At 40.6% G+C, this 25,950-nt stretch carries 18 protein-coding genes and 2 pseudogenes; 7 read left to right on the top strand and 13 right to left on the bottom strand.

Translation table 11 applies throughout. The annotated features are described in order from the left end of the window. Window positions 1-783: pseudogene (locus TT12_RS10800) on the top strand (IS256 family transposase); the annotation flags it as partial. A gap of 58 nt (window positions 784-841) precedes the next feature. Here TT12_RS10800 and TT12_RS10795 read toward each other — a convergent pair. Next, window positions 842-1,174: a hypothetical protein gene (locus TT12_RS10795; protein WP_045454736.1), complete on the bottom strand. Its 333-nt coding sequence runs from the start codon at window positions 1,172-1,174 to the stop codon at window positions 842-844. Window positions 1,175-3,029: 1,855 nt separating this feature from the next. Between TT12_RS10795 and TT12_RS10790 the strand changes: the two genes are divergently transcribed. Next, window positions 3,030-4,298, top strand: coding sequence for a tyrosine-type recombinase/integrase (locus TT12_RS10790; RefSeq protein WP_045454779.1), 1,269 nt, complete (start codon window positions 3,030-3,032; stop codon window positions 4,296-4,298). Window positions 4,299-4,560: 262 nt separating this feature from the next. Here the strand turns inward: TT12_RS10790 and lldD are convergent. The 3 genes and pseudogenes from lldD to TT12_RS10775 form a co-directional block, all read right to left on the bottom strand. Beyond that, window positions 4,561-5,702, bottom strand: a pseudogene (lldD, locus tag TT12_RS10785) (FMN-dependent L-lactate dehydrogenase LldD). A gap of 127 nt (window positions 5,703-5,829) precedes the next feature. Then, complete coding sequence (gene dld, locus TT12_RS10780) at window positions 5,830-7,536, bottom strand: D-lactate dehydrogenase (RefSeq protein ID WP_045454776.1); 1,707 nt, start codon at window positions 7,534-7,536, stop codon at window positions 5,830-5,832. Window positions 7,537-7,598: 62 nt separating this feature from the next. Then, window positions 7,599-9,305 (bottom strand): L-lactate permease, encoded by a 1,707-nt coding sequence (locus tag TT12_RS10775; protein ID WP_045454733.1) that lies wholly within the window; start codon window positions 9,303-9,305, stop codon window positions 7,599-7,601. Window positions 9,306-9,599: 294 nt separating this feature from the next. Between TT12_RS10775 and TT12_RS10770 the strand changes: the two genes are divergently transcribed. Beyond that, entirely contained in the window at window positions 9,600-10,505 is a 906-nt protein-coding gene (locus tag TT12_RS10770) for a LysR family transcriptional regulator (protein ID WP_201606079.1), read from the top strand. Window positions 10,506-10,681: 176 nt separating this feature from the next. Here the strand turns inward: TT12_RS10770 and TT12_RS10765 are convergent, their stop codons facing one another. The 7 genes from TT12_RS10765 to TT12_RS17485 all read right to left on the bottom strand — a co-directional run bounded on the left by TT12_RS10765 (window position 10,682) and on the right by TT12_RS17485 (window position 19,422). Continuing rightward, entirely contained in the window at window positions 10,682-11,308 is a 627-nt protein-coding gene (locus TT12_RS10765; protein WP_157908409.1) for a condensin complex protein MksE, read from the bottom strand. 47 nt (window positions 11,309-11,355) lie between these two features. After that, window positions 11,356-12,645, bottom strand: coding sequence for a hypothetical protein (locus TT12_RS10760; protein ID WP_045454725.1), 1,290 nt, complete (start codon window positions 12,643-12,645; stop codon window positions 11,356-11,358). Between the two features lie 60 nt (window positions 12,646-12,705). After that, window positions 12,706-15,237 (bottom strand): hypothetical protein, encoded by a 2,532-nt coding sequence (locus tag TT12_RS10755; RefSeq protein WP_045454723.1) that lies wholly within the window; start codon window positions 15,235-15,237, stop codon window positions 12,706-12,708. Continuing rightward, on the bottom strand, window positions 15,219-15,761 hold the full coding sequence (locus TT12_RS10750; RefSeq protein ID WP_045454720.1) for a hypothetical protein: 543 nt from the start codon (window positions 15,759-15,761) through the stop codon (window positions 15,219-15,221). The genes TT12_RS10755 and TT12_RS10750 overlap by 19 nt, the downstream gene beginning before the upstream one ends. Further along, entirely contained in the window at window positions 15,751-16,563 is an 813-nt protein-coding gene (locus TT12_RS10745) for a hypothetical protein (RefSeq protein WP_045454717.1), read from the bottom strand. The genes TT12_RS10750 and TT12_RS10745 overlap by 11 nt, the downstream gene beginning before the upstream one ends. Before the next feature lie 470 nt (window positions 16,564-17,033). Then, window positions 17,034-18,626, bottom strand: coding sequence for a TonB-dependent receptor (locus TT12_RS10740; protein ID WP_243443604.1), 1,593 nt, complete (start codon window positions 18,624-18,626; stop codon window positions 17,034-17,036). Between the two features lie 112 nt (window positions 18,627-18,738). Next, window positions 18,739-19,422, bottom strand: coding sequence for a TonB-dependent receptor plug domain-containing protein (locus TT12_RS17485; protein WP_243443603.1), 684 nt, complete (start codon window positions 19,420-19,422; stop codon window positions 18,739-18,741). A 429-nt stretch (window positions 19,423-19,851) separates the two neighbouring features. Between TT12_RS17485 and TT12_RS18565 the strand changes: the two genes are divergently transcribed. Continuing rightward, window positions 19,852-19,977: a hypothetical protein gene (locus TT12_RS18565; protein WP_265089911.1), complete on the top strand. Its 126-nt coding sequence runs from the start codon at window positions 19,852-19,854 to the stop codon at window positions 19,975-19,977. Window positions 19,978-20,012: 35 nt separating this feature from the next. Here the strand turns inward: TT12_RS18565 and TT12_RS10735 are convergent, their stop codons facing one another. Both TT12_RS10735 and TT12_RS10730 read right to left on the bottom strand, forming a co-directional pair. Continuing rightward, a complete protein-coding gene (locus tag TT12_RS10735; RefSeq protein WP_045454714.1) occupies window positions 20,013-20,528 on the bottom strand; it encodes a hypothetical protein in 516 nt (171 codons plus the stop codon). A 340-nt stretch (window positions 20,529-20,868) separates the two neighbouring features. After that, window positions 20,869-21,825 (bottom strand): hypothetical protein, encoded by a 957-nt coding sequence (locus TT12_RS10730; RefSeq protein WP_045454710.1) that lies wholly within the window; start codon window positions 21,823-21,825, stop codon window positions 20,869-20,871. A 238-nt stretch (window positions 21,826-22,063) separates the two neighbouring features. On the opposite strand from TT12_RS10730, the gene TT12_RS10725 reads away from it, so the two are divergent. The 3 genes from TT12_RS10725 (at window position 22,064) to prpB (ending at window position 25,907) form a co-directional block, all read left to right on the top strand. Further along, window positions 22,064-23,077 carry a LysR family transcriptional regulator gene (locus TT12_RS10725; RefSeq protein ID WP_045454707.1) on the top strand — a complete coding sequence of 338 codons (1,014 nt, stop codon included), beginning with the start codon at window positions 22,064-22,066 and terminating at the stop codon, window positions 23,075-23,077. 286 nt (window positions 23,078-23,363) lie between these two features. After that, window positions 23,364-24,662, top strand: coding sequence for an NRAMP family divalent metal transporter (locus TT12_RS10720; protein ID WP_045454703.1), 1,299 nt, complete (start codon window positions 23,364-23,366; stop codon window positions 24,660-24,662). Window positions 24,663-25,016: 354 nt separating this feature from the next. Further along, entirely contained in the window at window positions 25,017-25,907 is an 891-nt protein-coding gene (gene prpB / locus TT12_RS10715) for a methylisocitrate lyase (RefSeq protein ID WP_045454699.1), read from the top strand. The last annotated feature ends 43 nt before the right edge of the window (window positions 25,908-25,950 follow it).

Raw genomic sequence — 25,950 nt, 5'->3', positions numbered from 1 at the left:
TATATTAGAGGACATCACCGCTTGGCAGAACAGGCCGCTGAGCAGTGTTTATCCTATCGTCTATTTGGACTGCATCGTCGTTAAGGTACGCCAAGACAAGCAGATCATCAACAAGGCGATCTATCTGCCTTAGGCGTGGGACTTGATGGCAAAAAAGAGCTGCTTGGTATGTGGCTATCAGAGAATGAGGGCGCTAAGTTCTGGCTAGGTGTTCTCACTGAATTACAAAACCGCGGGGTACAAGATATACTCATTGCCTGTGTCGATGGTTTAAAGGGCTTCCCCGATGCCATTAACACCGTCTACCCCAAAGCCAAGGTTCAGCTGTGTATCGTGCATATGGTGCGTTACTCAATGAAGTTCGTACCGTGGACAGATAAGAAGGCCGTAGCGGCTGATTTAAAGGCCATCTATGGCGCTGATACGCTTGAGATAGCAGAGGCCAACCTTGAGCACTTTGATGAGACTTGGGGCACAGAGTACCCACATGTCATCAAGTCTTGGCGTAATAACTGGGAGGGCTTAACGGTGTTCTTCGAGTATCCTAAAGACATCAGAAAAGTGATTTATACCACCAATGCTATTGAGTCTTTAAACAGCGTGATTCGGACAGCGGTGAATAAGCGTAAGGTGTTCCCCTCTGATCAGGCAGCATTCAAGGTGGTGTACTTAGCCACCCAGCAAGCATCCAAAAAGTGGTCGATGCCAATCCGTAACTGGACGTCTGCTCTGAATCGTTTTATGATTATGTTTGATGAGCGTATTAGTAAGCATTTAATCTAAACGGCAGTTACACAGAATTCGGGATGGTCTCACTTAATCAAATAAATAGTATAGTTAATTACTTAAGGCGCTCGTACACAACATCATCAACGTAAAATTTATCAATAGTACCATCACCCAATAACTCTTTTCTAACAGCCATAATTTGGCGTTTTTTCTTAAGATCGTCAGGCATTATTGGTTGAGCGTATTCTGAAGTATCGGTAAGCGCTTCAATGTCTACACCAGAATCCCCGTTAAGACCGTGTTCAGCTAAGACTCTAGGCTCTTCATCTTGAAGTATTGCATCGTTATTTATAACTTCTTGCACAGCGCTATCTCGGGAAGCTTCATGCATAACTACATGTATTGCTGCAAACTCTGCTACGCTTTCTCGGCTTAGCTTAGACATAGGTATACCTATAGATTGATAAATAGACTTACTGATGTGTGTACTAAGTCATTAAAGTTCAAGTTTAGCAGTGCTTAAATTTGAGATTTAGTCACCTAAGAATACCAACAGTCATACACAATCTGAATCAAACCATGAAACTTAAAACGATAGTTTAATGCCATTGTCTGACACGCCTTCAGTCTCCCTAATTCGTTAGCCGCTCCCACTACCATGCTGGCCTTTGATATGGGGAAGTAAAGATGCCACTACGCTATCCTATAAGCGAAATTGGTTATTAAAAAAACTGGAATCGACAACCAAAGTGCAAGCAGCTCAAAACTAAAGCGCTGACTTTGCAGAAATTTTAGTAGTTAACTTATAGAGTTACCCCTGTCTAAGAAATTTATCATTACTGCATGCTAAATGCGCTTGATAGTGATAGCGCCAACGATCCTGTTGATTTTGAAAAGGCAGTGACAAGCAATCATTAAACAGCCTTTTAAATCCAAGCATTACCAATGCAAATGCGAATATTTTTTAGTGAGTTTTCTGCCAAGCCGCGATCAGTGAACACTGCCTTTAATGCACTATCGGGTGCAGCTGTCGATATTGCCCGCTGAATAAATTAAACAAGCTAGAGGGAAGTTAAGAATAGCTGAAAAAGAGAAATTGAAATGAAATGAGGAGAGGTGATTGGTTTAAGTTAAATATTAAGGTTCATGAACCATTAATTTTCTTCCTAACTGTAGAGCATTGTTTTTATTAGTTAATCATTCCTATTTTATTGTGAACCTAGCTTTAGGTACGCATATGTTAAATAAGAAGTATCTGATAGTAAATTCATGGGGTTATGTTATGTATCATAAACAACTAGTTAGTTTAGTTAATAACCGTTTCAAATGTATTGCAATCATCACTATGGTAAACCTTAACTAAATCTTCTTTATCGATCATCGAAGCTTTAAAGCTAAACTGTTTGATGAGTTCGTTCTATGTGTCACCATCCTACTGGCTACATCTGCCAGAATAGCCAATCAGCACTTTATCCAATTCCTCATTCCTAATCATCATCCAACAGCAAAATTCACTATCATTCAATTGTTAGCATCTTAATCATCTGGCTCTTTGGTACGAATGCTTTTGCAATACGTTAGGCATATAAAGATATCACTACCTATGGATTATTAGCTTAGCTCAAAAATCATAACTCTTTTGATTTTCTGTTACTTCATACCAGTTCTAATAGCGCATGTATGATCTTACAATACTCTTACTTAACCTGTCTGCAAGTCTGGTTATATCTGCCTTATAGTGGCAAGTATCATGACCAACTAAGCTGTAATACTTTTTGTTTTAAGTTATCAAAAACCCACTCACTATGCGTAATATAATTCAATCTAAAGCACTGAGTTAACAACCGCCAAATTTGCACAGAACAGTACTATGCCCCTAATTTTTGTATTCTGTGCACGTACAGGAGCATGGTTTTTGTCGAAAATATGCTCAATCAAATGCTAGGCAAAGCATTCATCTTATATTAACTCCAATTATTTGACCAAAATAACCAGTAATAATAAGCTACAGCTCAATAAACGCATAGCCTACCCTTCCTTCAGTCGTTATACTATAATTATCCCCAAGTGAAGGTTGGGGATGATTACGCTATACAACCTTATATTTAAAGGGTTCTGTAAACTCATTAATGAATAACAGTGTCCATGTTAGTGTCCAATAGCTATCTACGTTTCCCAGAAGACGCTTTTCAGGACTCATAAAACGTGCGCAAAGATTGATCTAAATCTAAATCTAAGTATAGAGATAATAGATTAACACTCACAATTTACCTAGCTTATAAAGCTGACGGATGTACATCATGGCTGTCGATAATTTAAATGATATCAATAAACTTGAATGCCGAGATAAAGATTACTCGGTCAGTGTCTCAGGTATCGCGGGTTTAAGTATTCGTATTTATCCAAATGGTAAAAAGGAATACTACTTACGGTACGCTCATCCGCATATCGATGGCAAGCGCCCTAGAATAATGCTAGGTAAGGTCGAAGATATCAGTCTATATGAAGCTAAGTATAAAGCAGAAACTATACTTAGCACGGTCGCACAAGGCTCCGACCCTAAAGCCATTCATAAAAAAGAACAAGTCAATAGGTATGCTCATCTAAAGAACGCCACATTTTCTGAAATCACACAAGCGTGGCGAGATCACAAAACGTCAAGTCGTCACCATAGTAAATCTAGAAAGCGCGCGTTTAGTGACTCAACCCTTAAATTTTGGGATTTGTGTCTAGGATATATGTGCCAAGAAATTGGCGACTTAAGAATGAACGATATCACAAGCGAGATGATATTGAGTGTATGTGAGGCGATTCAAAACAATGAAAATCAAGCAACCTTCGTTGGTGCCAGCACTCGGCTTTATACTGAAAAAGTCTTCTCATTTGCTGTCGCAAGAGGATTATGCGATAGAAATGTAGCTATTGATACACGTGGCGAGCTCGCACCTGCCAGTTCAGGCAACCACTTACCAGCCATTACCAAGCCTGATCAGTTTGCCACCCTCCTGAACGATATGTCCAATTTCAAAGGGGCAAGTAAAACCACATTAGAAGCGATGAATTTACTACCGTATGTCTTTGTGCGTAGTATCGATTTGCGGTCTATGCGTTGGCAAGATATAGATTGGGATAATAAGCTATGGGAGTTTTCCCCAACAAAAGGCGAAGGTCGTGATGACATGGTATCGCACTTAGTTGTACCACTAGCCACTCAAGTAATTGAGCGCTTACGAAAAATACAAGCAATCACAGGTCACAAAGAACACGTATTTGCATCGATACGCGCCTCGAGCAATCCTTATATTAGTAAAGCAACGCTAGTGCAAATATTTCATAGGCTTGGATATAAGGATGTTCAATGCGCTCATGGATTTCGAGCATCAGCGAAAACTCTACTAATGGAACAACCTGAGCTGCGTTATTCAGATATCGTGACTGAGCTGCAATTAGGACATCGAATAAAGGATACGCATGGCGGCGCTTATAACCGATTAGATGAAATTGATACCAGAGTGCTAATGATGCAAGATTGGGCTGATTATATAGATAAGCTCAGGGGTTCAACGTAATGATTGCTTTAAGTTGTGGTTATCGCTCAACAATAATATACCTATTAGCATTCACAATGCACAATAAGCCCTTTACATAGCATCTCATTCCCAGTCATCACATAACAACCAAAACACCCTAACATTCGATTGTTGGTAGCCTATATATTGGAATTTCTGCAACCTCGCGCTTGTGTTCAACGACCAAGCCGACGGCTTCTAAGCTCCGGTATCTTATTTGCAATAGCTCACTTCGTGTACTGACAAACTCTATAGCCTCGGTTTAATTATCCAGTTTTACCAAACAGTCAGAATTAATATCAACAATCGTTTTGGCACCAGTCAAGGTCATTGCGACGCGTATTTCTTTATCTAGCAGTTCTAACAAATTGCTTACCCCTGCACCGCCATCCGCTGCTAAAGCATAAATAAAAGCGCGCCCTAGCATGCAAATATCAGCGCCCAAAGCCAACATACGCACAATATCTAAGCCATTGCGTATGCCAGAGTCAGCTAAGATTTTAATCTCTCCTTTAACCGCATCAGCAATAGGAGGCAGCGCCCGTGCACTGGATAAAACACCGTCCAGTTGTCGCCCACCATGATTGGATACGACTATGCCGTCTGCCCCAAAACGCACCGCATCTTTGGCATCTTCTGGGTCCAAAATACCTTTGATGACCATAGGTCCGTCCCAGTACTCGCGAATCCAATCTAAATCTTTCCAAGAAATAGAGGGGTCAAAGTTATTACCTAGCCAGCCTATATAGTCTTCCAATCCTGTTGTCTTGCCTAAATAAGTAGAGATATTACCCAGATCGTGCGGACGGCCATTTAGTCCTACATCCCATGCCCATTGCGGATGTGTCATAGACTGGAAGTAACGGCGCATAGCGGCATTTTTACCGCTCATACCGGAGTGCATATCTCGGTAGCGTGCCCCTGGTACTGGCATATCTACCGTAAAAACCAAGGTCGAACACCCCGCCGCTTTGGCACGCTCCAAGGCATTTTTCATAAAACCTCGGTCCTTTAATACGTAAAGCTGAAACCACATTGGACGGTTAATTTTAGGCGCTACTTCTTCAATCGGACAAACCGAAACCGTCGACATGGTAAACGGAATGCCTTTTTGATCGGCTGCCATAGCGGCCTGCACTTCTCCGCGACGTGCATACATACCTGTCAGACCCACGGGTGACAACGCGACAGGCATAGACAGAGTTTCATTAAATAACTGCGTCTCAAGACTAAGCTGTGACATATCATTCAGTACACGTTGTCTAAGGGCAATTTTTGATAAATCTTCAACATTATGTTTTAAGGTATATTCCTCATAAGCACCGCCATCTATGTAATGAAATAGAAATGGTGGCAGTCGGCGCTTGGCAGCAGCCTGTAGTCGTTTGGAGATGAAATAATCATACGCTTGCCCTTATTCTGTTAGATATCTATGTAATATTTTTGAATCTCTAATTATTTATTGATTAGTGCTAAACGATGGATGCAATTGGCTTGTTTTTGAAGCAGCAAGCTTAGCCCAAACTGCCTATTACAAACAGCACGAGCAGTTACGTTTGGTTTTCGACATTTTACCAATACCCGGATTAAAGCTATTGGTTGGGTCTAGGCTTTTATAGAAGTTTTGCAAATCAGGTTCTGCTTCGTATAAATGACCGACATTATGCTCAGCAGGATATTTGGCTCCGCGTTCGTTTAGCAACTCTAACATCATCTTTTTAACAAGCTTGGCATCACTGCCCTTCTTCAAAATATAGTCTTGATGAAACACATAACAAAAGAAATGTCCGTAATATAGCTTCATCTCTAAGTGTTTTTCAATGTCTTCAGGCAAGCTTTCAAGCCACTCTAGCTCATTACGTGGTATGGCAATATCCAGCGCTAATATCTCACCGACTTCTTTTTCATGTATGATTTCATAGCGTAATGCGGCACCGGCTGCTGCAAAACGATTTAAAAGTGCGCTTTCTGATTCTTCCTGACTACATTCAAAATAATTGCCTGTGTCCGACGCATCAAAAAACATCTTCAGAAAATTCTGTGCCTCGGCTATACCTTCATCACTCATTTTTATGATGAGGTGATGCTCGTATTGATTGCGGTACTCCATCATGCGCTTGGGCAAATGCTTTGGGAATAGCGTAGCGATAAACTGCATGACTTTGTCAGTAAAATGCTTTGGCATCCATGACCATTTATGGAACTTTGCATCCATAGCGCCTTTGATAGAAAACAATCTAGGTAAAGCATTTGTACCGAGATGCTTGATACTCAAGAACGTGTCTTTACCGTATTTAGCGGAGACATCAAATATATCACGATGCATATACTCGCCCACTTCAGGGATATTGTCGAAGCGGGATAGGATCTGTCTTCTGAGCAGTGCAAGCTCACTCACACTGTTGGTGCCTATGTAGAAAGTTTGCTCTTTTGCCGCTATTGGATAAGTGTCAAGACGTACTGCAAACACGGCAAGCTTGCCAGCGCAGCCACTGGCTTCATACAGTCTGCGCTTATCCGCATTAAAGCGACTGGGCGTGCTTGCATCAACCTCTTTTACTCTGACGATATACTCTCTGTCAGATGCAAGCTTACCCGTGTCAGGTAATTCTTTTTTATCAAAATGACCGTTTTGCAAATTCGTTAATATTTCTTCCGGCGTGTCACCCAACTCGACGTCTAGATGATTGACTAGCACCAGTTGACCGTGTTCATTTATTTGGGCAAACACAGCAAGCTCGGTATAGGCAGGGCCTCTTTTGACCAAAGCCCCACCAGAGTTATTAGATATACCACCAATAATAGACGCTCCTAATGTCGAGGAACCGATGACCGAGTGAGGCGCTCTATTGACAGCATTAAGCTGACTTTGCAACTGATGCAATGTTGCCCCAGGCAAGCTAATCACTTGCTCGTTGTCATTCACCAAATACAACTGGTTTATGGCAAGCGTATTAATCACCACAACGGGTCTATCGTAGTCATTACCGCTCGGTGTTGATCCTTCAGTCAGACCTGTCTTAGCCGCTTGCATGATAATGATGCAGTCGCCTTCAACGCACACTTCTAGGCTACGCCAAATCTCCAGCAATGTTTGCGGAAACAAAACCGCTAAGGCACTGCCGCCACCAGAGCGCCACCCCATTCTATAGTGCTCATTTTTCTCTGGATCAGCTTGTACATTACTCGCGCCTAGCAAGTTGGTCAGTTTATCTAACACCTGATCAGGACTAAGCATGCCTTTAGAAGCGTGATTTGACGAAGATATATGACGCTCCTTATCTTGTAATGGTGTGTCACTCATGATGCCAAGGGCCCTTGAAAACCAAAAATGTAAATGGCGGCCATGACGATGATGCCACAGAACAACACATAGTATATGGTGGGTAAAATAGTACGCCTAAGTGTGGCGCCCTCCATACCAAGTAAACCCACCGTTGCTGATGCAGCCACCACGTTATGTATGGCAACCATATTACCAGCTGCGGCACCAACCGCTTGCGCCGCGATGATTAGAGAAGGTGAAATATGTAAGCTCATGGCGGCTTCATATTGGAATTGACTGAACATCATATTAGATACGGTATTAGAGCCTGCGATAAATGCACCTAAAGCACCAATGGTTGCACTAATCAATGGAAAAACATTGCCAAAAGTACCTGAAAACAACTCTGCACTGGCGACTGGCATACTCGCCACATCTGATAAGTTTATGCCTGAATTAATAAAAATTCTAACCATTGGAATCGTAAAAATAAGTACAAACCCAGCCCCTAGTACAGTCTTGCCTGATTCTTTAAAGGCACTGTTTAGGGCGCTGCCTGGTTTTTTGGTTTGAAAAGCGGCGGCAATCAAAGCACTAATTAGTAACAAGCCGCCTGGTAAGTATAAAGGACTAAAACTGGCACTGATATCTGTCTCACCTAAAATCGAGGTTAGGTCTACTGCCACACTGTTAAGTAAAGACTGAAAGCCTGTAAATACTCTTGAAAACACCAGTAAAAGGGCAACCAGTAAATAAGGGAACCACGCCATAAGGGTGGACATCTTCTTATCACTCAAGGTCAGCGTAATATCTTCTTTACTGACCACTAACTTACCAAGCCATTCACTCGGCCAGTTTTTTTGCGGTTCAAAATCCCATGTGGTTTTTGGCACCAAAAACCCTCTTTTAGCAGCATTAACAACGATAGTAATACTGACCAAGCCACCGACCAGTGACGGAAACTCTGGCCCTAAAAAAACACCAGTTATCATATAAGGGATTGTAAATGCCAAGCCTGCAAAAATCGCAAACGGCCAAATCGCAAAGCCTTCCCGCCAGCTTTTGTTTTTACCAAAGAAGCGAGTGAGCATCATCACCATAAAAAGTGGCATAAACGTACCAATGACACCGTGAATAATGGCGACTTGACTGGTAATCAGTTGTAAGAATTCGCTCCACTGTACTCCTTCTTGTGCCAGTTGAGCGCTAATGGCAGCTTTATCTAACCCATCATTTACCCCTATCACAATAGGCGTACCGACCGCACCAAATGATACAGGTGTACTTTGTATCATCATTCCCATCAACACCGCACCCAGCGCCGGAAACCCTACTGCCACCAGCAAAGGCGCTGCAATAGCGGCAGCTGTACCAAAACCAGAGGCGCCCTCAAGAAAGCAACCAAAGCACCATGCAATAATAATGGCTTGCACACGTCTATCTGGCGACACATTGGTAAACCCAGCACGGATAACGGCGATTGCACCAGTATGTTTCAATGTATTCAACAAAAAAATAGCACCAAAGACTATCCACAATACCGAAACCGTAATGACCAAACCCTGAATAATAGATGATGACACTCGGTTAAGCGTCATATCCCATATAAAAATGGCAAGCGCAGCGGTAACCACTAAAATGATAGGCATTGTTTTTTTAGCTGACCATTGCAAACCTATCAGAAAAATACCACAGAGAACGATTGGCAGTAATGCCAAAAGCCCATATATTGTTTGATTCAAAATTACATCCTTTTGATTGTGTGATCTTCCTTGAACCAAGTCATCGAAGCCTTTATTTTGACGAATCTATGATGACTAAGTTGTATTAAATATTCACAAATAGGGACTGCTTATTTACTAAAGCTGTCTTGCAGAAAAAGCCGAGCACGACTTGCGACAGTTTATGTCCCAATGTTAAAAATGCCCTGAAATAGTCTACGCCTTGTTAATTCATTGATATATTGCATCAATGGACAATATTATTTTCCTTTTTTGATATAATCAGAAACACATTACTGCAATTGGAGAACAAGTGTGACCAAAGCTGACGACATGATTTTATTCGTTCAAGTTGTTGAAGAAGGGTCATTTTCTAGAGTCGCTGAAAAATTATCATTGACGAACTCAGTAGTGAGCAAGCGCATTGCGAGATTAGAAGAGAACTTAAATACACAACTGCTTTATAGAACCACTAGAAAGTTGAGCTTAACCGATGCAGGCAGGGCGCTTTATAACAAAGCTAAAATTGCTAAATCCGCCTTTCAAGAAGCTGAAAATGCTGTCACGGGTTACGGCGAAGATATGAAAGGCCATATACGTATAACCATGCCTGTGGTCTCTGCGAATTTCATATTTAGCGAATCTATTGCCGAATTTTGTAAACAACACCCTGAAGTATCAGTAGAGTTACAAATTACCAATCGATTGGTTGACTTGATAGAGGAAGGATTTGATTTGGCACTAAGGACCGCTGTGCTTGAAGATTCTTCACTCATTGCAAGGCGCCTTATAGATAGTCAGTGGATTATATGCGCGACTCCAGCCTATTTAAAGCAATATGGTACGCCTCAAACTCCTGAACAGTTACAGAATCATGAGTGCTTAGTTTATAAGTTTGATAATACGGCTAACAATACATGGCCGCTATATATGGACGGCAAAGAGCAATTAATATCTGTCTATGGTCGGTTTTATAGCAATCATCTGAGTGCAATTAAACAAGCCGCGCTTAGCGATTTAGGTATCGCTTTTTTACCACAAGTGTTGATCTATGAGGAAATACAGAAAAATACACTCACGCAGATTTTACAATGTTTTACCAGCAAGAAGCTGGGGCTATATGCGGTTTATCCTAAGGCCAGACAACCGGATCAAAAGTTAAAACTGCTCGTTGCACATTTACGAGACTCATTACATCAAAAACAGGCTTACTACTGCTAAGTAATAAGCCTGTTTTTGATGTGTATAAAAAAACTAATAAAGCGGTCTTAAAATTAAAGAAATGGTGAAGAACTTTTTATGGGCAATAAAAATGATTGATGAGCCAAATATAATTATCATATTAGCTACATTGGCAAGTTAGGCAATCAAGTCATAACACATTGCTGTTCTGAATATTAACTTGCTTGCGTATCTATTGTCGTATTATCTTCTTCATTTGCTAGCTCAGACTCAGTGTCAAACTTACGCTGAATCTCCTGATAAAAAGAATGGCCTGCGTTGGTTAATATATAAGCTTTTTTGCTAGGTACTTCAATCATAATATCTCGATGAACCAATAGTTTAATAACCACGTCTTGTAACGTCCGCTCACCTTTTGTGATGAGTTTGGACTTCTCCAATATCTCTTTAACATGAGGCATGTCTGCCATTTTCAAAAAATCGTCTTGGGTCAAGCCACCACTTTTAGCATTGGTTAATTTACTGAGTTTAAATTTATGGTGATTAATATATTGACCAATAACAAGCAACATAGTCATCGCTTTCATTGCTAGTTCAGTTTTTGTGCCATCTAGCGTGCCTGTAGCAACGATGTAAATATACTCAGGATCATTTATTGGTGCAATAACCAGATGATAACCGCTCATTTTATACTGTTTAACGTATTCATCTTTATTGTCTATTATCTCAATAAATAATGGATTAACGGTGTCATCACCTGCATTATCAAGGAGATGTTTATTGAGCATCTTTCCATTCATTAAATGGCTATATATTTCTTTGCTTAAGGTGTAATTTGCCATAATAGCGTGCTACCTGTCTATTTGAAGTAACGTTAGGATGTTTAAAGTTAAGCCTCTGCATAATCCCAAATGATATAATCAAGATAATAAACACCATCATCAATCCTATCACGATCGTTGCGGCGCTGAGACACACATGCGTCATCCAGTGCACTTAAAAAGTATTCGAGCGCATACAAAAAATCTATTATGCCCGCATTAGGCAATAACTCCTGTAGCTTCTGCCACACATAGCGTTGTACATTCTCAATCATATTATCCACTGCTATCTCATATAACGTTATACTCAATATTTGTTCGCAGCGTTCCTCTTCAATGTCAATCTCTAGTGGTAACGCACGTAAGGGATTATCCAGCTTTTGCTTCAACGGACGTCTGAGCATCATCTCATAATAATTATTAAAATGATCCAGTCCCCTACTTGGTGAATAGTTAAAACGTTTCTCGTACTTTTTTTTATGATCTTCTAAACCATCAAAGGTTGTGGCAAGCTTGAATACCTCGCTGTCCGCATTTAAGTATTTATTCTGATGGCGTCCATGCCTTAAAGGCACTAGCGATTCAACCAACACCCCAAAAGCACGCTCCATACTCAAAAAGAACTCTCTTTCTTGTGCTAAATTCACCAAATAAGCGTTTAAACGACTGGCAATGGCTCTGATGTCTTTGTAATAACAGAAGATAGCGCCAACGCGAAACTGTAGTGTTCTCGCCTTGTCTACTTCCCCTATTTCTTCAAAATAATGCTCAAGATCTTTTAAGGTTTCTGATAGATTTTTAGTCCCTTTTAATTCAAGGCTTGGGTTAATAAACTCAAGGCAAGGCGTGATGTTACGATGATATACATGCTGCGCTCTATGAAATAACTCATCTAAACCCGTCTCTAATGAGCCCATTTCACGGCTTTTATACATATCTGCAATTTCATCGACACGGTAATCTAGGACTCGCATATTTTCAGAGATATCTACTTGAATGTCGCTAAGTTTTTCATAGAAAAAAGCATAAGTCTCTTTAAAGTTAATACCCTCAATGGGCAAAGTCGTCAACTCATTTGCCAGTCGAACAACGTCTTGTCGATGCGATTCAAAAGGTTGAGAATCTAATTGTTTTTTGCGAGAAATATCCAGCCATACTAAGATGTTATAAATGTCTTTTGATAGCGTTACCATATTGGTTAAACCATCAATATTAACGAATACATTCGCCTGCAATAATGCCTCGACACTTAAGATATCTTTTAAGGCATAGTCATCATCTTGATAAATAACTTGTTCGTAAAACTTCAGATATGCTGTCATAGGAAACTGTAACGCCGTCTCGTTGGCATTAATCACATCAACGAATCTAAAAAATGAGATTTATGCTTTAATATACCTGCTAATATCGCTTCTCGATTAATGACCATGCACAACCCTCCCCTGACGGTTGATTTGGCTCGGCATAATATGGAAGATACAATCACGAGATTTGGGCTTGCCATTGAGCAAGCTTTTATCAACTCGAATGTAATTAGGGATATAGCGTAGGGTGTCTGCATGCAAGCCCGGATTGGCGCATATAATAGTAAATCCAGCATTGCTTACCTGTTCAACAATGGTCTTAATATTATCTTTGTCAATGGTGCCCACTTCATCCACAATAATAGGCATGCGTAAGCTACTGCCTTTTTGGAAAGCTTCACTAAATAGCAATGTAGCAATTAAGGCGGTAATAGTACTGGTCGTACCGCCTGATTGTGACTTTTGTTCGATTTCACCCGTCGCCTGCGTATACTCGTAGTCAATACTATCAATCAAATTACGCATTTTTAAACGTTGACTGTTTGAATGGCTAGTCTTTTCAACATAGTTGATAAGCGATTCATAAAAGCGCTCATCTAAAAGACTGGTTTGATTGGCATTGTGCTTAGCATAGGTACGTTCCAAATTGGCAAAATCAGGTGCTAAGTTAAGCTTAAGAGAGACTTGATGTAAGTTAGATATCTTATGCTCATTCAATTTTTTATTGAGGGAGCTAATCGTCGTACGTAGTAATCCAGCCGAATCTGTAATTTCTTTTAATAAGTTATCAATCACACTATTATGGGTTTTTATTTTGTCATGATAATTGCTTTTTTGAAATTCAAGCGTATCAAAGGAATTTTTATATTGCTGAATCACCTCTCCCAGACTATTGATACCTTCAATACGCTGGTGCGGATTAATACCCTCTACCAAAACCACTTCTGTAAAATCTGACACTTTGCTGACAAGCCTATTAACACGCTCACTTAGCCCGCCTATGCGATTGGCGATTGTAGATGCTGCATTTAAATTAATCTCAATATCATTACTTTCTAAATATGATGCTATCTCAGGATCGTCTTTCGCTAGATAAGGCAATCCCTGCGATTTTACACCTGCCAGCAGATTTGTAATGCTTTCGGCCTCTTTACCAAAGCTAATAATGTCATCGAACTGCTCTACGATTTGATTATACTTACTGTCTGTTGATGCTTTAGATTGCTCTTTAATGGCTCGCAGGTCTTGAGCCTCTGCCAGCGCCTTGTCTTTTTGGCTTATTTGCTGTGTTTTATCCTCTATCTGACTTTTGATCAAGGATAACCCTTCAAGTAGCGTAATATTGGCATCAAGCTCTACTATCTGCTCCTTAAGGGCTTGTTTTTTCCCCTCAGCAATCTTTTTACCTATGTCTGTATCAAACTGAGACAGTGCGCTGTTTAACTCTCCAATCTCTTGGCTCAATGTAGACGCTTCTTTGTTATCTTGTGTAATAGTTTTTTCAAACTGGGAGCGCTGTTTATCAGCATCATAAGGGTGATAAAATGTATTAGGTAAAGTGAACGATAAAAAGGACAAATGATTAGCATCATCAACCGTAAACAGCGCCGTAAAATCACTAATTTGACGTAGCGCTTCCTCCGTCAATGGGCTATTAGCAGTAATATTTAAAAAATCCTCATTAATACTGCCTAATATATGCACGCTATGGGAGGGTAACTGATTGGCAAGTAACAAGTCATGATTATCAAGTCCGTTTTGAGCGGCTTTTATTTTTGCCTCTAAGTCCTGTTTCTGCTTATTCTTTTGTTGAATTAAAATAACCATATTTTCTTTAGCTTGCATGGCTTTAAAATTTTCGTCATACCTATGACGTTGGATAGTCATTTCAGCAATAATATCTTGTTGGCTTTTATGAGCAAATTGACCTAATATTTTCTCAGCTTTGATTTTCTGTTGCTGCAGCTGTGCTACTTCCTCTTTTAATGCTTTGTGCAGTGTGCCCAATCTAGTAATCTCATTTGCAACTTGCTTTACTTCTTCTATGGCATGATTGCGTTCTCTCTCAATGTCTTCCTTTTTAGCACCAATAGCGATTTTATCTTTAGCATACTGCTGTTGCTTTAATTTAAATTCTCGTAAAAATGCCGTGTACTCTAAGACCGCATGTTTTGCATCCAGATGTAGAGCATCAAACTGCTTTTGAATAAATTCATAGTCGTCTTTATTCTCCGTTAAGCTTTTAATCTTTAAACTTTCTTCAAATAGCTGCGCGCGCTCTATCTTAAGGTCATGTACATTTTCGTTCAGCTTCTCTTTGTCTCGTCCACGCTGCATCTCGATAATAGTCGCAATAGCATTGGGCAGTTTCTTTTTCTCATCCTTACCAGCATCAAACGCTAATTCATAAATTTTGACAAAAGAGCGAATAGACGCCTCTTTTTGGTCTTTAATCGGCACCACACAAAAATGGCTGGTTTTAGACCCTCTATTACCGTACATCACATTTTGTAATTCTTGCTTGGTGGTGAGGTGTAATCCACCCAGTTTTTTCTGTACCTCTATCAGGCTTTTAATACCTAACTCATCAGCAAAGTAATTGGTCTGCTCATTCCATATGAACGGCTTTATCTCTTCATAAGGCACAGGAAGAACAAACGATGGTATTTATAATCTCCAACACGGTATAGCAGCATCGTAAATAAACCAGCGTGGTTCTTTACTTCTACGGCGATAAAAGATTCACTGATTGGAAAATAATGTTTGTAAGACTCTTCCTTGCTGTAGGGATCATTTGCTTTGTTCGTAAAGTTGAATTTGCTTTCACAATTATTAAAATTAACTTCAGGATATAAAATAAGCTTAGTCGCGGCAAGACTAGAGGTTTTGCCGCGGTTATTTTTACCAAGCAGTACTAAAGGCTCATCGATGGGTATCTCTGAGTAAGCATGACTCGCAGAGTTAACCAAAACAATCTTGTTAAGAGAGTAGTTGAGTCTAAAGTCATCATTTAAATAGTCATCAACACCCCTTTCTAAGTCATTTAAGTCATTGTCGATCAATGGACTATCTAACGATTTGTTATCGTTATGATCCATAGTAGGGGCATTTATATTGTGAGCCGTAAGCTCATTAACAGCCGAGTAATGAGTATTAAAATCAGTAGCCATACAAATATGCCTCTTGTTCTAAGATAGTATTGTGTTTTTTGATAATGCGTATGCAGGGGAGCAGTACTTGAGACATATTCTCATCAAGGTTGTATATCTTTTGCATATATTCAGGTGAACATTTATCAATAACTTGCTTAAGGCGAGATTCGATATCATTTGGAATGACAAAGTGAATCGCCATGCTTGATGGCAAGTTATTAATCAATGAGGTTGCCGTTTTAATGCCGCCCAAGTCAAGATTTAGACATAAATACAAGGTGTTATAAAGACTTAAAAATGGAAGGTGTAAGCCATTAGTAATCTCTGTCCCTGCACCAAAGATGACGTCAATGTCTTTACGCATATCCTCAGTAATTTGGCAGTGCTCGCTTAAAAACTTAAATGTTTTATCGCTATGAATAAACAGCTCTCTGTTTTCTAATATTAACGCAGACTTATTGGTTTTATATTTAGGAATTCTACCGTCGTCTTTGAATATCAGAACGTCAGGATGGTTTTGGTATTTTTGGATAAGGAGTAGTGAGCCATTCACTTTAAATGCATGGCTATTATTTTGCATTGCTCCTGAGACTCTATCTTCGCCTTGACTCTCAGCATAATGGTGTAAAAAAGCCAACTTTTCAGGGTTTATATAACTTAGGATGTAAGTATGTGCACCCTTTTTAACCGATTGTATGTCAGACTCGGCAAATCCATCAAAGGATGAAATAGACGCTATTAATTTCTGAAAAGCTCTAAGATTAATAGCTTCACCAGCGTCTATTTTTTCCAAATAGTTTTTTAAGGTTTTCGCAGCCATATATTAAATCTTTTTTAATAGTCATATTAAAAATAGGCAACCGCAGATCATGCAAGTAGTACAACGAAGGGAGTATCATACCTAACAGTTTAATGGTTCGCTGACTATACCATATCAGCACAGTCTCAGACATTAATAGAATAAAAGCGAGAAATACGACGACTTCACGAAGTAAATAAAAAATTTATGACGAATCGAGACAGACTAAAAAAGGAATTAAAAAGTGAAGCAGTATTTTGCTACTCCCTTACTCATAGACAGCGTACTAACTGAAAGGTCTTCTAAAGACCTAAAGACAAAGTTGATACCGAATAACGGCTAGGAGAATGTTAACTAACATAACTGATAGTTATTATCAATCAAGATATAGATAAATTAGATTTTTAATCGTATTTTAGGTTTTGAAAAAAAAATGTAAAAACCTTTCACGCTATTCAATAATTAGCGTAAAAGGTTTTCTGATATTATTTTTAATAATCCACAGTGTAGCTCAAGCCGTAAGTTGTACCCGAGGCAGGCAAACGATTTAAGTCGCCATAGGTTGTTTGATGATAGACCGTTAGATAATCCTTATTGAGTAAGTTGTAAACCCCATAGTTTACTCGACCTACCGGCATTTTGACTTGTCCTAATACATCAAGTGTCATATAACCTGTGACTGGCAATGCGCTAGAATCAGGGTCTTTTTGTTGATCCTTAAAGGCTTTATCATTACCGCCAATTGCCAATGCTTGTAGACGTATATTACTGCCTTCATCGAAGTTGTATTGCGCAAATGCGGTGCCTTTAAGTGGTGTCAAGCGTACGGCATCCAGCTCCAACCAATCACCCTCTTTATCATACTGGCCACGAGTATAGGTGACACTGCCACCCACTTGCCATTGATCATCAATATCATGGCTGAGCGAGCCTTCTACGCCGTAGACGCGCTCATCGGTATCGACGACTTCTACCGTATAGTCATTGGTAAAGCGTACCGTTTTATCTGATTCATTGTAAAAACCGCTCAATCGTGCAGCAGTACTGCCATGCTTACCTTGCCAGCCCAACTCGTAATTGTCGATTGCAATAGGTTGTACATTGTCTGAGTTGACGACAAAGCCTGCCCGTACATCACGTAGCGCACGCTGAATGTCAGCAGTGGTAAAGCCTTGTGAAAAATTGGCAAATACTTGGTCATTTGGGGTTAATTGATAGCTGGTACCGATATTAAATAGGGTTTTATCGTGGTCTGTATTGCCCTTTTCCACTTGACCGGCCTGATAGTCAATGCCATAAGCATTACTGACACCGTTGATGAGAGGATCATTAAAATACTCTTCGAGCAATTGCTCATAAATGGGCGTGAAAGTAGCCGTTTCTGCTTTGAGTTTTTGATAGCGCACGCCAGCACTGGTATGCCATTTATCAGTGATATCTATATCCGCATTGACAAAAGCGCCCCATTTATCGATGGTGGTATCTGGTCCACCATTGTAAGATAGTCTGTTGGTTTGAGCGCTCAAACCATTACTAGCAATAAACGTGTTTAAGTCTTGACCTTCATAGGTTTGCTCACTTTTTTCGCGTTCAAAGTCAGCACCATAGCTAAATAGCGTTTTTTTACCTGCAATTTTACTATCCGTTTGCATAGCGGCACGCAAACCCATCACCTCAATATCTGCTTCTGATTGAGTGACGAATGTTGCCGCGCCCAAAAGCTTATCTAGCGTGTCTTTGTCAGTAAGACCATTGGTAGCCCAAACTTCAGCTGCTTGGTCTGCTGCACTTTTCCCAGAAGGATAAAAACGGCCTTTTTCGTCTCGATAGTAGCCAGTCACGCTCAAATTTGAGCCTGCAATATCATCATTATTATAATTTAAGTTCACCGATGTTTTAGTGGTATAAGGCTCATTTTCTACGTCGGCACCATCAATCGCTTTTAAAGATGGTGGTAATTTTTTCGGTTTTAATAATACTTGTAAATTTTTACCATAATCTGGACCATAGTCAGTATCCTGCTCATCATTATAGTAAGTCACTGCCAAATCAAGACGTTGGCTGTCAGTGAGCTCTATACCCAAGCTACCATTAATACTTAGCGACTCGGTATCTTGTTGGTCAGTTTGATTGACGTCTGGACTGATGCGATTATCGTGCTATCGAATTTGCCGCCCTTACGATCATAATCCACATCTAGCGACCATAGACTCGCTCACCGCCATAACCCAATGTCTGCCCCACATGATAACCCAAGGAATCTGAGTCAAAATTACGACTGCTACTGACGCCGACTCTGGTTTGCCTGATAGAGCCATAACCCACCATAGATTTTGTGACGAGATTAATCAGACCACCAGCCGCGCCAGCCCCATAAATACTGGTCGCACCAGAGAGCACCTCTACCCGCTCAAGCTGCGCAGGGTCGATACTGTTTAGCTCGCGTGAAAGGCTGCGTGAGCCACTCAATGGCACACCATTCAGCAAAAACTGCACGGGACGGCCATGCATGGTCGTGCCATAGTTACTGGTTGAGCCACTACTTGCCCCCAAACTTGGAATCAGCTGAGCCAATATATCTCCAGTAGTACGATTGCCTGTCGCCTGCATTTGTAGCTCATTTTCGGTAATTACCTGTGTGACGGCGGGCATCTCACTAATTTTTTGTGCCAAAGCCGTTCCTGTCCTTGCTTTAGCAGTGACCGTAATGGTATCTAAAGTCACGTTTGGTAACTCACTTGAGGCGGCGTTGACAGCTAAGTCTTCTGAAAGCCTCGTATTTGAAGCGATGTCCATAGCACTGACATTGTTTTGTGCATATAGTTGCTGGCTGATACAAAGGGTAAGAAAGGATAGAGCAACTTGATGGTGGCGTTTCATATTCACTTCACTTAATTGGAGGATCAAAGAGTGGTAAAAGTTATATTTAGCTAATAATGCTGTGTGTACTAACTTTGTGAACAATATTGTAAATGATAATCATTTTTGTTTCTATAATTATTTACAATATTAAAAACCCTTATTGCTCCCAAAAAATACTGCTCCAGCGTCACTTAAGATTCGACATCTATTTATGATGGCCTTGGTAGAATAGAGGGTGCCAAACGTACCAGAACGCCAAATGAGATTGAACTGACTATATTGCCGTCCTCTCAAAAGGCAATATAGTCAGCGCTATTATTTCAGCGGCTTTATTAGCTTGCTTAATTTTGACAACGATTGGCGTAGCGGTCATGAGCCGAATGCTCAAGCTAAGGTGATTGCGATCTTTGGCCGGGCGGTGGAAGCGGCTGGCGACGTCGATGTACTATGGATTTAGAACAACAATTACCAGAAGTGGCTCGCCGTGGTAGTACGCTACTGCTGGTTGCAGATGGTCAGCAAATATTAGGTGTCATTAAAATTAGAGATATGGTTAAGTCTAGTATCAATTAGCATTAACCATAACGACTGTTAGCCTATAAACTTGATTATTTTTCCTCACGGTATAAGATGTTTTTTGCTTCTATTCTAAAATCTTCATGACTAATGGCAGGCTCAATGCTAGCTGTACTTAGGTTTATATGTGAGACAGACGCTTCTGGCTCACGATATAAGATATTCTGTGCTTCCTGTCTAAAATCACCATAACTAATAGCAGTCTCGGCTTGAGCATACTTAGCTTCAACATTAGCCTTAATATGATTGTTTTTAACTTCTACTAGCGGTGAGCTATCTGCTGCCGTCTCGTTGATTTGATGAGTAGCTACCGTAACAGGTACATGAACACTTACCATGGATGTTTGAGGGATTGTTGAAAAAAAACGAGCCGACACGAATATAGTCGTTAACAACAAGACGCCCACTATGGCAAACCATTTTACATGACACAGCAAACTGCCTTTTGCTAGCTTTGCTGTGTCGGTTGCTAATAGTGGCTCGTTATTAGAGTTACTGGGTAAGCCAACACTTTTATTGATATCATTTTTATTGTCTGAGATAGTCATAATCCAATACCGAGTCAATCCATGTTATGAACGGCCTATCACCGTATCCTTGATATCAGGATACGGGCTCTCAGGTATGTTGCAATGATTTTTGGTATGAGCGATAGAATTGACTGATAAGCGGCTTGAAAGCACTATTATTGTATGGCTAGTTGCTGATGAGCAATTTGAAAAATGGTAATAAAAATGAGATGAATTGCAGTCTAATAAGCAAAATAGCACAGGTTATCTCGATGTGTTAAGCAGATGTTTAACGCTGCTTGGCAAAATTCAGTCCATTTGAATTGAGAATATACCTTAGATTAAATGACTAGTTGAAATTATGAATGTGCAGCAGACCCTAATCATTGGTCTCACGATACAAGGTACTTTGAGATTCTTCTCTAAAGTCATCATAAGTGATGGCTGCCTCAGCTGCTGGCATGGTCGATGGCGCTTTAGTAGTCTCTACCCCATTAGGATTAGTGTCTGGATTCTCAGTGGGGGATTCATTTGGTTGCGACATCACTGTCGATTTGTCTACCGCACCTGTATCAGCAGAAGGTTGGTTATCATCGGTTACTACTGTTTTTCCAGTGCTAACAGCTGGTGCTGCATCTGTCGTTGTTGTTTTCGTCTCTGCACTATCAGGTGCAATCGTTTTCGTTGAGGTCGATAGAATGCCGGTGAAAATTAGTGTTGCTACGATAATAGCAATCAATAATGAGCCAAAGATCATGCCAATAATAAGCGGTTTTTTGCTACTTACTTGCTTTTCCTTTGATTTCGCTAATTGTTTAGCAATGGCACTGTCATTTACAGCGTCGTTATTATTAGATAGTTGTTCGTTTCTAACTTTTTCCGCTGCTAATCTTTCTGAATCTTGACGTTTTAAATCATCAGCATTTGCGCTGTCAGCGATATATAAAGAAGATTTATCGTTATTTGCATCAGAATCTAAAGAGTTGTCAGTATTAGCTATCGGTGCATGATTTGTCGAAAAACCCTCGTCTTTATCGTAATCAGAAAAATCCACATGAATACCTGTGCTCACGCTTTCTTGCTCTAAATTAGCAAATAATTCTAGCTCTGTGGCGCTTAATGGCTCATACGATGAAAGATGATCGGTATTCTTTAGTGGTTTTAATGCATTTTCTTTGAAAGTAGGGTTATCCTCATTACTATCAACATTTTCGACACGCGTGATGAAACGCTCGTAGATATTATCTTTACGCATACGCTTACGTGGCTTAGTATTAGCAATTTTGGCTAAATTTGCCTCTAACTGCGCATTAGGGCTATTTTTTTTGTCGCTCATGAAGTAATACCAAACCAGTTTTTACCGCGAAAAAGTAGATAACGGCTAGAATTAAGAATAAAGTTTTTATTGTTTGCTAAAGTGTAACACTAACGTTAACAAACAATATAGTAGCTCGCCTCGTTCGCTTCAAGCATAATTTGTCGCTTACTGCTCTTATTCGGATAAAATAATCAAAATAGCCAAAAAAAATAAGCCACAAGCAACGGTGACATCATAAACAAGTGAGCACAAAGATATGGATTTAAAACAGCTCAACGCTTTTATTGCTATCGCAAATTCACGGAGCTTTAGTGCCGCAGCGACTAAAACTGGATTGTCACAACCAAGCTTGAGTCGTCTGCTTAAACAGCTTGAAACGGATATGGGTGTGGAATTGGTCGATCGCTACCATAGACCGCTACATCTGACCGAAGCGGGTACATTCTTTTACGACAAAATCAGCGCCATATTGACAGAAATTGATACCGTCACCAGTATGACGCAGCGGCTATCGACGCCCAGCAGCATGCTAAATATTGGCTTTGTCCCATCCGTGCTTTATGGATTGCTTCCTGAAATTATTGCCATGCTGAAGCAATCCAACCCCGATATCGAAGTCAATCTCAAAGACATCAGCTCATATCAACAGATAGAGGCGCTCAAATCTGGTGAGATAGACATCGGATTTGGGCGTTTCCCGCATCAAGATCCATGGATTCAACAAATACTACTGCGTCATGAACGTTATGTCGTCGCCTTACCAAAAGCCCATCCTTTGGCGCATGTAAAGGAGCAGCGATTGATAGACTTAGCAAACAATCGACTGATTCTCTACCATCAAACCCATTTACCGATAGCGACTAGCGTAAGATCAACCAGTGCAAAGCTGGATAGTAATACAAAATCCAGACGCACAAGCGCTGAGCAATCCACACTTAGCGCGCCTATTACGGAGCCGTTGCTACACTTATTCGCACAATACGGTATTTCGCCTTTTATGACTACGACGGTGAGTGACTTGCAAGTAGCGCTAGGCTTGGTGGCGGCTGGCGAAGGCATTACCCTTGTGCCTGCTAGCCTAAAGACTGTGCGTACCGACCAAATCAGTTATCAACGTTTAGTACACGAAAACGTCACCTCCCCTATTTATCTGCATACACTCAAAGATTTCGTTCATCCCAGCATTTCTGATTTGCTGCGCGCCACCTATCAGGTATATGAGCAGCGCGGCATCACTTATCGGCAGCAAAAATTTGTGTCACAGCCTTAAATTATCAGATATTGGATGGATATTGTGTTATAAAGAACCGCTAAAAAATAATCAGCCTTAATACTTGATATTATCAACTGATTATGCTAACTAAAAAGAATGGCAATGCAAACAAATAGTAATAATAACTAGAATAATCATTCTCCTGACTGGCTTCGGTGTGCTAAAGTCGATACAAGATGAATCGTTTTATATTTAAGCAGTTTATAAAGCGCTTCTCTCATGATCATTGGCAAGCTGACACAGGTAAGTGATAATTTGCCGTTTTAACCATTTAGAGGTATTCATGACCACACAACCACTCAATAATCCACGCACCAACCCAAATGCCACTGACGATACCGCGACATCGCCACAAGAAGGCTTTAGCTGGCGCATTTTTGGTCCCGGTATTTTGATGGCAACCGCTGCTATCGGTGGCTCGCATTTGATTTCATCGACGCAGGCTGGCGCTATATATGGCTGGCAACTGGCCATTATGATTATTTTAGCCAACGTTTTTAAGTATCCATTTTTTCGCTTTGCAACCGACTACGTCTATGACACTGGCGAGAGTTTGATTGCAGGCTATGCCAAACGCTCAAAAGTATATCTGTGGGTATATTTTATACTCTCTATCCTATCAGCCGTCATTAGTACGGGCGCGGTCTCATTAATAGCAGCGGTTATCTTAGGTTTTATGCTACCCGCTTCTCTTGGGCTATCGACGATGGCACTGTCTCTAATCATCGTGGCGGTTTCTTGGTTCTTTTTAATTGCAGGTCACTATAAGCTGCTTGATGGTGTGACCAAATGGATTATGATTGCCTTGACGACTGCGACCGTCGCTGCTGTCATCATTGCTGCTGGCAAGCCAACGGTTATGGCTGCTGACTTTGTCGCGGCCTCTCCTTGGAATTTAGCAACTTTAGGTTTTATTGTGGCACTCATGGGCTGGATGCCAGCACCGCTTGAGTTTGCCGCCATTACCTCGATGTGGACATCTGCCAAAGTCAAAGCCGATCACACCACCCATCGCCAAGGTTTGTTAGATTTTAACGTCGGTTATGCCGTCTCAGCAATTTTAGCCTTATTTTTCTTGTCATTAGGTGTGTTTGTACAGTATGGCTCAGGACAAGAAATTGAGCTGGTCGGTGGCGCTTATATCAATCAGTTGATTAACATGTATACCGCAACCATCGGCGAATGGTCACGTCTATTGGTCGCTTTCGTCGCCTTTATGTGTATGTTTGGCACGACGATCACCTGTGCAGACGGTTATGGCCGTGCCAACGCTGAGTGCTGGCGTCTAATAAAAGGTGAAAGCGAAATCAACAAAAAGCAAATCGCTTTTTGGACGACCTATGCTATCGGTGGTGGGTTGATGATTATCACTTTCTTTACTGGACAATTAGGGACTATGCTTAAGTTTGCCATGATATCGGCGTTTGTCTCAGCGCCTATCTTTGGCTGGTTAAATTACTCACTGGTTAAAAACCATAAAAAACTGTCTTTTGGCATGAATGCACTCTCTATCGCGGGACTCATCTTCTTAACGGGTTTTGCGCTGTTATTTTTAGCCAATCTTGCTGGACTATTTGGCTAGGTATCGGTTTTAAAAATATCTATTTATATCATAAAAGCCCTTTTAGCTTAGCTATTAGGGCTTTTTGGTAAGCTAAAACCATGAATCGATAAAAATAAGCGCAACCGCTATTGTAAATAAATGTAAATAATGGGCTATACGTGTCTTTGCAAATTCAGCAATATGAATAATAGTTTAAGCAAACCATTACTTTATAGATAATGCTATTTACATAGTGAATAATATTAATTTTAATAAACTAGTTGTTTAAATTATTTAAATAGATATGCTCAAACAATGCTTTTCACTTACTGATTATTGAGTATAATCGAACACAATAACGATAATACTATCTCTCTATGCAAGGACACTCACATGACTTCACCTTCAGCAGGCGCACGCTTTCGCAGTGCTTTGACCCAAAAAAACGATAATAACCAGCCACTACAAATTGCAGGTGCTATCAATGCCTATACTGCAATGATGGCGACCCAAGTCGGCCATCAAGCGTTGTATCTCTCCGGTGCTGGTGTGGCAAATGCCTCATTTGGTCTTCCTGATTTGGGTATGACTAGCCTTGATAATGTACTAGAAGATGCACGACGTATCACTGACGCAGTTGATACGCCGTTATTAGTAGATATCGATACTGGTTTTGGTGGCGCGTTTAACATTGCACAAACCATCAGAAAAATGGAAAAAGCGGGCGTGGCAGCCGTACATATCGAAGATCAAGTCGCTCAAAAGCGCTGTGGTCATCGCCCAAATAAAGAAATCGTCAGTATCTCAGAAATGGTTGATCGCTTAAAAGCGGCATTGGATGCCAAAACTGACCCTGATTTTGTGGTCATGGCACGTACGGATGCGCTATCGGTCGAAGGGCTTGATGCTGCTGTAGAGCGCGCTGTTGCCTTCCAAGAAGCAGGCGCAGACATGATTTTTGCTGAAGCCTTAACGGATATCGAAATGTATCGTAAGTTCACTGACGTACTAGATATTCCAGTACTCGCCAACATGACAGAGTTTGGTCAGACCGACCTTTACACCACTGATCAACTATATAGCGTGGGTGTCGAGATGGTGTTGTACCCACTATCAGCATTCCGTGCGATGAACAAAGCGGCATTAAACGTTTATCAGCATCTATTAACTGATGGCACACAAGAAAAAGTTGTTGATACCATGCAAACCCGCATGGAGCTGTATGATTTCTTAAATTATCATGAGTTTGAGCAGACACTAGACAAATTATTTGCTAATAAGTAGTTAAGAGTTAGTTATTGGCAACACTGAAAAGATAGCTCACCTT

This window comes from Psychrobacter sp. JCM 18903 (assembly GCF_000586475.1).
Taxonomy (GTDB): domain Bacteria; phylum Pseudomonadota; class Gammaproteobacteria; order Pseudomonadales; family Moraxellaceae; genus Psychrobacter.
The sequence above is the reverse complement of the archived record's forward strand: the minus strand, read 5'-3'. Positions and strand labels throughout refer to the sequence as shown.